This is a genomic window from Actinotalea sp. (genome assembly GCF_035443605.1).
Classification (GTDB): Bacteria; Actinomycetota; Actinomycetes; order Actinomycetales; family Cellulomonadaceae; genus Actinotalea.
Genome location: NZ_DAORSQ010000098.1, coordinates 3,306 through 8,975 on the forward strand (window position 1 = coordinate 3,306; position 5,670 = coordinate 8,975).

Annotated in this window: 5 protein-coding genes; 1 reads left to right on the top strand and 4 read right to left on the bottom strand. The window is 73.9% G+C overall.

Annotated features, from left to right (window positions below; all coding sequences use genetic code 11):
• The first annotated feature begins 82 nt into the window (after nucleotides 1-82).
• On the top strand, nucleotides 83-1,234 hold the full coding sequence (locus PKY62_RS10605) for a glycerate kinase (protein ID WP_324536740.1): 1,152 nt from the start codon (nucleotides 83-85) through the stop codon (nucleotides 1,232-1,234).
• Nucleotides 1,235-1,294: 60 nt separating this feature from the next.
• On the opposite strand, the gene obgE is transcribed toward PKY62_RS10605, so the two are convergent.
• From obgE to PKY62_RS10625, 4 genes are all read right to left on the bottom strand, one after another.
• Nucleotides 1,295-2,815, bottom strand: a complete 1,521-nt coding sequence (gene obgE / locus PKY62_RS10610; protein WP_324536742.1) for a GTPase ObgE — start codon at nucleotides 2,813-2,815, stop codon at nucleotides 1,295-1,297.
• Between the two features lie 127 nt (nucleotides 2,816-2,942).
• On the bottom strand, nucleotides 2,943-3,200 hold the full coding sequence (rpmA, locus tag PKY62_RS10615; protein WP_324536744.1) for a 50S ribosomal protein L27: 258 nt from the start codon (nucleotides 3,198-3,200) through the stop codon (nucleotides 2,943-2,945).
• A 65-nt stretch (nucleotides 3,201-3,265) separates the two neighbouring features.
• On the bottom strand, nucleotides 3,266-3,574 hold the full coding sequence (gene rplU / locus PKY62_RS10620) for a 50S ribosomal protein L21 (protein ID WP_324536748.1): 309 nt from the start codon (nucleotides 3,572-3,574) through the stop codon (nucleotides 3,266-3,268).
• Nucleotides 3,575-3,758: 184 nt separating this feature from the next.
• Nucleotides 3,759-5,670, bottom strand: a 1,912-nt coding sequence (locus PKY62_RS10625) for an Rne/Rng family ribonuclease (protein WP_324536746.1), incomplete at its 5' end; no start/stop codon positions are given.

The following is a 5,670-nucleotide window of genomic DNA, read 5'->3' on the forward strand; positions in this document are numbered from 1 at the left end:
CCGCGCCCGGCCGCGCGTTGACACGTCGGCGGCGGCGCAGCCAGGGTGACGTGCGCACCCCTGCCGGCCGACGGAGCCCCTCGTGAAGATCGTCCTGGCCCCCGACTCGTTCAAGGAGTCGATGACGGCCGCGCAGGCGGTCGCCGCGATGGAGCGCGGCGTACGGCGGGTGCACCCGGACGCGACGTGCGTGCGCGTCCCGATGGCCGACGGCGGCGAGGGCACCGCCCAGGCCGTCGTCGACGCGCTCGGCGGGGAGCTGCGCACCGTGGACGCGCTCGACGCGCTGGGCAGGCCGGTGCGGGCGACCTACGGCCTGGTGGCGGCGCCCGGCGGCACCGACGGTGGGGCGTCGATCGCCGTCGTCGAGGTCGCGGCGGCGATCGGGCTGGCCCGGATCGACCCGGCGGAGCGCGAACCGCTGGCGGCCACGTCCGCCGGCGCCGGGCTGCTGCTCCTCGACGCGCTGGACCAGGGGGCAGGGCGCGTCGTCGTCGGCCTGGGCGGCACGGCCACCAACGACGGCGGCGCGGGGCTGCTGCGGGCGCTCGGCGCCGTGCTGCGCGACGCGGAGGGGCGCGCGCTCGTGGCCCACGGCGCCCCCGCTCTGGCCGCGGTCACCTCGGTGGACCTCACAGGGCTCGACGCGCGCCTCGCCGGGCTCGACCTGCTGGTCGCGTGCGACGTCACGAGCCCCCTCCTCGGCCCGGCGGGAGCCACCGCCGTGTTCGGGCCGCAGAAGGGGGTCGACGCCGTGCGAGCGCCCGTGCTGGAGGCCGGCCTCGCCCGCCTCGCGTCCGCGCTGCACGCCGCCGTCGGGCACGACGTCGCTGCGGTGCCGGGGGCAGGGGCTGGCGGCGGCCTGGGGGCCGCGCTGCTGGCCCTCGGCGGCCGGCTGGTGCCGGGGGTCGAGCTGGTCGCGCGGGCCGTGGGCCTGGCGGAGTGCCTCGTCGGGGCGGACCTCGTGCTCACCGGCGAGGGTGCGGTCGACGCGCAGACGGCCCGGGGCAAGACCCCGGCCGGCGTCGCGGGACTCGCGGCGGCAGCCGGCGTCCCGGTCATCGCGTTCGCCGGGCGGGTGCTCGACCCGGCGCCGCTGCTGGAGCTGGGTGTGCTCGACGTCGTCGAGATCACCCCACCGGGCATGCCCCGGGCCGAGGCGCTCGCCCGCGGCGCCGAGCACCTCGAGCGCGCGGTCGCGGCGGCACTGCTGGCGCGGGCCGACGTCGGTTAGGTGCGCCGGACCGGGCCGGCCGGGACAGCCCCGACCGTCCGGCCAGCAGACCGACCTCGCTCAGTCCTTGTCCGGCTCCGACCAGTGCCCGGCCTCGCGCTCTGTCCACAGCTCGGTGCGGGCCTCGGCCTTGGCGTCCATCCGCTCCTTGTAGTCGGTGCGGCGCTCGGCGCGCGTGGGCCGGTTGGAGTCGTCCAGGCGCAGGTCGGTGCCGCGCGGGCCACCGAGCAGCTCCGAGCCGGTGAGCAGCGTTGGCTCCCAGTCGAAGACGACCGCGTCGTCGCCGGTGCCGATGACCACCTCGGCGCCCGGGGTGGCCCCGACGGAGAAGAGCTTCTCCTCCACGCCGAGGCGCGCCAGGCGGTCCGCGAGGTAGCCGACGGCCTCGTCGTTGGAGAACTGCGTCTGGCGCACCCAGCGCTCGGGCTTGGTGCCCAGCACCTGGAACCAGGTCCGGTCGGCGTCGTCGTGCCGTGTCACGGTGAAGCCGGCGTCGTCGACCGCCTTGGGGCGCAGCACGATCCGCGCGGGCTCGAGGCCACGGGCCGCCTCGCGGATCTTGCCGACCATCTCGGCCAGCGCGAAGGTCAGCGGCCGCAGGCCCTCGTGGCTGACGGCGGAGATCTCGAACACGCGCAGGCCGCGCGCCTCGAGCTCCGGCCGCACGAGGTCGGCGAGGTCCCGCGCCTCCGGCACGTCGATCTTGTTGAGCACGACGATCCGGGGGCGCTCGGTCAGCGGGACCTCGCCGCCCGCGATGGCCAGGTCCCCGGCGTACGCGGCGAGCTCCGCCTCGATGACGTCGAGGTCGCTGATCGGGTCGCGGTCGGGCTCCAGGGTGGCGCAGTCGAGCACGTGCACCAGCACCGCGCACCGCTCGATGTGCCGCAGGAACTCCAGCCCCAGCCCCTTGCCCTCGCTCGCGCCGGGGATGAGCCCGGGGACGTCGGCGACGGTGTAGCGGGCCGACCCGGCCTGCACCACACCGAGGTTGGGCACCAGGGTGGTGAACGGGTAGTCGGCGATCTTGGGCCGGGCGGCGGAGATCGCCGCGACGAGGCTCGACTTGCCGGCGCTCGGGTAGCCGACGAGGGCGACGTCGGCGATCGTCTTGAGCTCCAGCACGACGTCCCCGCTGCGGCCCGGCTCGCCGAGCAGCGCGAAGCCGGGGGCCTTGCGGCGCGGCGAGGCCAGCGCGGCGTTGCCGAGCCCGCCCCGCCCGCCCGCGGCGATGACGTAGCGGGCGCCGGGGCCGACGAGGTCGGCCAGGACCTCGCCGTCGAGGGACTTGACGACCGTCCCCTCCGGCACCGGGAGCACGAGGTCGGCGCCGGTCGCGCCCTGGCGGTCGTCGCCCATCCCCTGGGTGCCGGACGGCGCGTGCCGGTGCGGCGAGTGGTGGTAGTCGAGCAGCGTGGTCACCTGGTGGTCGACCTCGAGCACCACGTCGCCGCCGTTGCCCCCGTCTCCCCCGTCGGGGCCGGCGAGCGGCTTGAACTTCTCGCGGCGGATGGACGCACAACCGTGACCACCGTCACCGCCGTGGGCGTGCAGGACGACGCGGTCGACGAACGTGGCCACGATGCTCCTCTCGGCGGGTCGTCACCCGGGGGTGACGGGTCAGGCGGGGACGGGCTGCTGGACGCAGCTCGGCTGGAACGACGAAGGGGCGCACCGCACCGGTGCGCCCCTTCGTGAAGAGCTGAGGTCAGGCGTCGGCCGCGACGACGTCGATGACCTTGCGGCCGCGACGCACACCGAACTTCACGGCACCCGTGACCAGGGCGAAGAGCGTGTCGTCGCCACCACGGCCGACGTTGACGCCGGGGTGGAAGTGCGTGCCGCGCTGGCGGACGATGATCGTGCCGGCGTTGACCGCCTCGCCACCGAACCGCTTGACGCCCAGACGCTGCGCGTTGGAGTCGCGGCCGTTCCGCGAGGAGCTGGCGCCCTTCTTGTGTGCCATGACTGACCTGCTTTCGTGCTGTACGGGGAGGGGGAGGACTGCTCAGCGGCCGGGGCCGCCGGGAGTCACGCGATCTCGGTGACCTTCAGGCGGGTCAGCTTCTGCCGGTGCCCCATGCGCTTGCGGTAGCCGGTCTTGTTCTTGTACTTGAGGATGTCGATCTTCGGGCCCTTCTCGTCCCGCACGATCTCCGCGGTGACCGTGATCTTCGCCAGCGCGGCGGAGTCCGAGGTCACCTTCTCCCCGTCGACGAGCAGGAGGACGGGCATCTGCACGGTCGAGCCCGCGCTGCCGGACAGCCGGTCCACGACGACGACGTCGCCGACCGACACCTTCTCCTGGCGGCCACCAGCCTTGACGATCGCGTACACCACGTTGCTGCTCATCTCTACTCGTACGTCGTTCTCGCGTCTGCGACGGGCCCAGCACACGATGACCGGGCCGCTGACGGGCCACGGCTCTGCGGGCACGTGGGGGCGGCGCGCACGCAGCGCACCGACATTCCAGAGTACGGAGCGCAGGGCGGCTGGTCAAATGACGAGCACCCCGCGCGACCGCCTAGTGCTGGTCGTGCTGGTCGTGCTGGTCCTGTGCCTCGTCCTCGACCACGGGCTCGACCACGGGCTCTGCCTCGACCACGGGCTCGAGCTCGGTCGGCTCGAGCTCGGTCGGCTCGAGCTCGGTCGGCTCGAGCTCGGTCGGCTCAACGACCTCGGTCGGCTCGGGCACGACGACGTCGTGGTCGTGGTCGTGCTCGTGGGCGTGCGCCGCGGCCGCCGCGATCGTCGCGAGGGTCGCCTTGACGGCCTCGCGGGCCTCGGGCAGCACCGGGACGGTCACGGCAGAGGCCGCACCCGTCGCCGGCTTCTTGCGGCGCGAGCGCTTGGGCTCGCCGTGGGGCTGCCCCACCTCGGGCGCCTCGTCGACGGACTCGCCGCCCGTCCGCGCCTCGACCGGCTCTGCGTGGACGAGGAAGCCGCGGCCGTTGCAGTGCACGCAGGTCTCGCTGAACGCCTCGACGAGGCCCTGGCCCACGCGCTTGCGGGTCATCTGCACCAGGCCGAGCGAGGTGACCTCGGCGACCTGGTGCTTGGTCCGGTCCCGGCCCAGGCACTCGACGAGCCGGCGCAGCACGAGATCACGGTTGGACTCGAGCACCATGTCGATGAAGTCGATGACGATGATGCCGCCGATGTCCCGCAGCCGGAGCTGACGGACGATCTCCTCGGCGGCCTCGAGGTTGTTGCGCGTCACCGTCTCCTCGAGCGTCCCGCCGGTGCCGGTGAACTTGCCCGTGTTGACGTCGACGACCGTCATCGCCTCGGTGCGGTCGATGACCAGCGAGCCGCCGGACGGCAGCCAGACCTTGCGGTCCATGCCCTTGGCGAGCTGCTCGTCGATCCGGTGCTCCGCGAAGATGTCGCCGGTGCCGACGTAACGGCTGACCCGGTCAGCGAGGTCCGGCGCCATGGCGTCGACGTACTCGTGGATCTGGTCCCACGCGGCGTCACCCTGCACCACGAGCGACGTGAAGTCGTCGTTGAAGATGTCGCGGACCACGCGGATGGCCAGGTCCGGCTCGCCCTGGAGGAGGGCCGGCGCGGTCGCGCCCTTGGCCTTCTTCTCGATGGCGGCCCACTGGTCCTGCAGCCGCTGCACGTCGCGGCGCAGCTCCTCCTCCGACGCCCCCTCGGCCGCGGTCCGCACGATGACGCCCGCGGCGTCCGGCACGACCTCCTTGAGGATCTTCTTGAGGCGCGCGCGCTCGTTCTCCGGCAGCTTGCGCGAGATGCCCGTCATCCCGCCGGCCGGGACGTAGACGAGGTAGCGACCCGCGAGGGTGATCTGCGAGGTCAGCCGAGCGCCCTTGTGGCCGATCGGGTCCTTGGTCACCTGGACCAGCACGGGGTCGCCGGACTTCAGCGCCTGCTCGATCCGGCGCGGCTGGCCCTCGAGGCCCGCCGCGTCCCAGTTGACCTCGCCGGCGTAGAGCACCGCGTTGCGGCCCTTGCCGACGTCGACGAACGCGGCCTCCATGCTCGGGAGCACGTTCTGGACCTTGCCGAGGTAGACGTTGCCGATCATCGAGCCGCCGGTGCTGCGGTTGACGTAGTGCTCGACGAGCACGCCGTCCTCGAGCACCGCGATCTGGGTGCGGTCGTCGCGCTGGCGCACCACCATCACGCGCTCGACGGCCTCGCGGCGGGCGAGGAACTCGGCCTCGGTGAGGATCGACGGACGGCGACGGCCGGCCTCGCGGCCCTCGCGGCGGCGCTGCTTCTTGGCCTCGAGACGGGTCGAGCCCTTGACGGACGTGACCTCGGACGACGCGGAGCGCTGACGCGGCTCGCGCACGCGCACCACGGTGTTCGGCGGGTCGTCCTGGTCGGCACCGTCGCCCGAGGCGCCCCGGCGACGACGGCGACGACGACGGCTGCTGCCCTCGGAACGGTCGCCGTCCTCGGAGTCG

What these genes read in the sequence shown, in the direction of transcription:
- rpmA (WP_324536744.1), bottom strand. Translation starts at nt 3,200, where the DNA reads ATGGCACACAAGAAGGGCGCCAGCTCCTCGCGGAACGGCCGCGACTCC.